This window comes from Pseudomonadota bacterium (assembly GCA_039028155.1).
Lineage (GTDB): Bacteria > Pseudomonadota > Alphaproteobacteria > SP197 > SP197 > JANQGO01.
Window position 1 is genome coordinate 1 of record JBCCIS010000111.1, and the last position, 3740, is coordinate 3740.

The 3740-nt window shown below is 64.9% G+C and carries 3 protein-coding genes; 2 read left to right on the forward strand and 1 reads right to left on the reverse strand.

Annotation, left to right across the window (positions count from 1 at the left end; genetic code table 11):
• The coding region (locus AAF563_25480; protein ID MEM7124653.1) for a cytosine permease at positions 1–374 on the reverse strand (374 nt) is incomplete at its 3' end.
• Positions 375–581: 207 nt separating this feature from the next.
• Between AAF563_25480 and AAF563_25485 the strand changes: the two genes are divergently transcribed.
• Positions 582–3437: a molybdopterin oxidoreductase family protein gene (locus AAF563_25485; GenBank protein ID MEM7124654.1), complete on the forward strand. Its 2856-nt coding sequence runs from the start codon at positions 582–584 to the stop codon at positions 3435–3437.
• The coding region (locus AAF563_25490; protein MEM7124655.1) for a 4Fe-4S dicluster domain-containing protein at positions 3434–3740 on the forward strand (307 nt) is incomplete at its 3' end. The genes AAF563_25485 and AAF563_25490, both read left to right, overlap by 4 nt.

The window sequence follows — 3740 nt, forward strand, 5'->3', positions numbered from 1 at the left end:
ACGATGCAGCGCAACATGGCCACGAATTTGGCGCCGAAGACGCCCATGCTGGCGCGGGCCATGACGGGGTAGGGCACGCCGTACTTGACGCTTGGTCTGCCGGATAGGTTGACCAGGATCATGATGATGACGCCGGCCAGGACGATCGCGGCAAACACCGCCCATCCGTTCAAGCCATAGGTCAGGAACAGCGATGCCGCCAGCGTGTACGCGAAGACACTCTGCGCGGCATTGGTCCAGACGTTAAAGATCGCGAACCAGCCCCAGCGCCGCTCCTGGCTGGGAACCGGCGCGAGGTCGGGGTTGTAAAGCCTCGAATCGATGTGGGCGATCCCAAGATCCGGTCCACCGTCGGTCGCACCTGTCGGCTGCATTTGTGGATCTGGCAGGTTCTGTGCGCCCCCTGCGCCGGCTGGCCGGGGCATAAGACCAGACGTTGGGGAAATACGGAACCACCATGTCGATTTTTCGAATGGGCCTTGCGGGCCGCCGGGCCGCGCGGCAGGTTAGCGCTCGAAATCCGCCGCCGCGGGATGGGGGAATGCTCTGTCGCGCGTGGGCGGCTTGTTGTCGGGAGTTCCATGGCCGCCCAACCGGACCGCAACGGACACGTGATCGACACCTCGCCGGAGGTCAGCGACGAGGTACGCTGCACGACCTGTTACATGTGCGCGTGCCGCTGCGGCATCCGCGTGCATCTGAAGGACGGCGAGGTCAACTATATCGAGGGCAACCCCGACCATCCGGTGAACAAGGGCGTCATCTGCGGCAAGGGTGCCGCCGGCATCATGAACCACAAGTCGCCGGCCAGGCTGTCGCAGCCCATGAAGCGGGTCGGGCCGAGGGGCGAGAACGCGTTCGAGCCGATCACCTGGGACGAAGCGCTCGATCTCGCCTATACGTGGCTGAAGCCGATCCGCGACGACAATCCCAAGAAACTCGCCTTCTTCACCGGCCGCGATCAGAGCCAGGCGTTGACCGGTTGGTGGGCATCGCAGTTCGGCACACCGAACTATGCCGCGCACGGTGGCTTTTGTTCGGTCAACATGGCGGCGGCTGGTCTCTATACGACCGGCGGTTCGTTCTGGGAGTTTGGCGAGCCCGACTGGGAACGCACGCAATACTTGATGCTGTTCGGCGTCGCCGAGGACCACAGCTCCAATCCGCTGAAGATCGGGCTCGGTAAGTTGAAGGGACGCGGCGCCAAGGTCGTCTCGATCAACCCGGTCAGGACCGGCTATTCGGCGATCGCCGATGAATGGATCGGGATCACGCCGGGCACCGACGGCCTCTTCGTCATGGCTTTGATCCAGGAACTGCTGAAGGCCGGCAAGGTCGATGTTGATTACCTCGCCCGCTACACCAACGCGCCATGGCTGGTGATCGACGACGAGGGCGCCGCCGATAACGGTCTCTTTGCCCGTGACGCCAAGGGCAAGCCGCTGGTCTTCGAGGGTGCGGTGCGCGCCTTTGACGCGGACGGTGACGCGCCCGCGTTGAAAGGCGCGGTCACGCTGCCGGACGGACGCCAGGCGGTGCCCAGTTTCGAACTGATCGCGCGCCGCTGTCTGGAGCCGGCGTATGCGGCTGAGGCGGTGGCCGCGAAGACGGGCCTGGAGGCCGCGACCATCCGGCGCATCGCCGCCGAACTGGCGCATGCCGCTTTCGAGCAGGAAGTGGTGATCGACCAGCCATGGACCGACAGCTTCGGTCGCCGCCACGAGCAGATGATCGGACGGCCGGTCAGCATGCACGCCATGCGCGGCATCTCCGCCCACGCCAACGGTTTCCACACCTGCCGCGCGATCCACATCCTGCAGATCCTTCTGGGCAGCGTCGATACGCCGGGCGGCCATCGCTACAAGCCGCCGTTCCCGCGCCACATCCCATGCCCGTCGAAACCGACCGGCAAACCCGAACAGATCGGCGCCTGCGAAGCCATGCCCGGCATGCCGCTGGGTTTCCCCGGCGGGCCCGAAGACCTGCTGGTCGAGGCCGACGGCACACCGGTCCGCATCGACAAGGCGTATTCCTGGGAAGCGCCGCTTGCCATCCACGGCATGATGCACACGGTCATCACCAACGCGTGGAAGGGCGACCCCTACAAGATCGACACGCTGTTCATGTTCATGGCGAACATGGCGTGGAACTCCGCCATGAACACGACCGGCACCATCGAGATGCTGACGGACAAAGATCCTGAGACCGGCGACTACAAGATCCCTCACATCATCTATGCGGATGCCTACCAGTCGGAGATGGTCGCCTACGCCGATCTCGTTTTCCCCGACACGACCTATTTGGAGCGGTGGGACTGCATCTCGCTGCTGGACCGGCCGATCAGCGATCCCGACGGTCCGGCCGATGCGATACGTCAGCCTGTGGTGCAGCCCGACCGCGACGTCCGTCCGTTCCAGGACGTGCTGATCGAACTCGGCGCGCGCCTCGAGCTGCCGGGCCTGATCACCGCCAACGGCGGACCGCGCTATCCGGGCGGCTACGCCGATTATCTGGTCAACCACCTGCGCAAGCCGAATGTCGGTTCGCTGGCCGGTTGGCGTGGCGAGGCCGGCGACAAGGTCGGCAAGGGCGAGGTCAATCCCGATCAGCTTCAGCGCTATGTGGAAAACGGCTGCTTCTGGCATCACCCGTTCGAGGCCGAACACCGTTTCTTCAAGTTCGCCAATGCCGGTTACCTGCAGGCCGCGCTGGAGTTGGGCCTGATCGACGACGGCTCGCCCATCAGCCTGCAGCTCTATAGCGAGGAACTGCAGAAGTTTCGTTTGGCCGCGCAAGGCCATGGCGACCATCAGCCGCCGGACAAGGAGCGTCAGCGCGTCGCCGCATACTTCGATCCGCTGCCGACCTGGTATGCCGGTCTCGACGATGAAGGCAATGATGACGGCTACCCGCTGCACGCGGTGACGCAGCGGCCGATGGCGATGTATCACGCGTGGGGATCGCAAAACGCGTGGCTGCGCCAGATCCACGGCTGGAACCGGCTCTATATCGGCACCGCTGTCGCGGCCGATCTCGGCCTCGACGATCACGACTGGGTGTGGGCCGAAAGCCGGCATGGCCGCATCAAGGCGCAGGTCAAGGTGATGGAGGGGGTTAACCCGAAGACCGTCTGGACCTGGAACGCCATCGGCAAACGCGCCGGCGCCTGGGCGCTCGACCCCGACGCCCGAGAAGCCAATCAGGGTTTCCTGCTGAACCACCTGATCGACGATCTGCTGCCCGAACAAGAGTCGGGCTACCGCTACGCCAACGCCGATCCGGTGACCGGGCAGGCGGCGTGGTACGACCTGAAGATCAAGATCACCAAGGCGGCGGTCAACGAACAGGGCGAGACGGCGCCGCGTTTCGAGCCGCTCAAGTCGATCACGAAGTTCGACCGGCCGAGCGTCCTGCGTTTCGGAGCGCCCAAGCCGTGACGACGTTGCCCGGCACGACCGACAAGGCGCTTGGCCTGGTCATCGACCTCGATACCTGCGTCGGCTGCCAGGCCTGCGCGGTTGCGTGCAAGGAATGGAATACGTCGGGCTATCCGGCACCCCTGACCGATCAGGACCCCTATGGCCAGGCCGCCAGCGGCTCCTGGCTCAATCGCATTCATGGCTTCGAAGCGGGCGAGGGGGCTTCGGGGCGCACCGTGCACTTCCCGCGTTCGTGCCTGCATTGCGCCGACGCGCCGTGCGTTCCCGTTTGCCCCACAGGCGCGTCCTATAAGCGCGTCG

Bases quoted from the DNA above. Each gene is read 5' to 3' on its own strand.
- AAF563_25485 (MEM7124654.1), top strand. From the start codon at position 582: ATGGCCGCCCAACCGGACCGCAACGGACACGTGATCGACACCTCGCCG.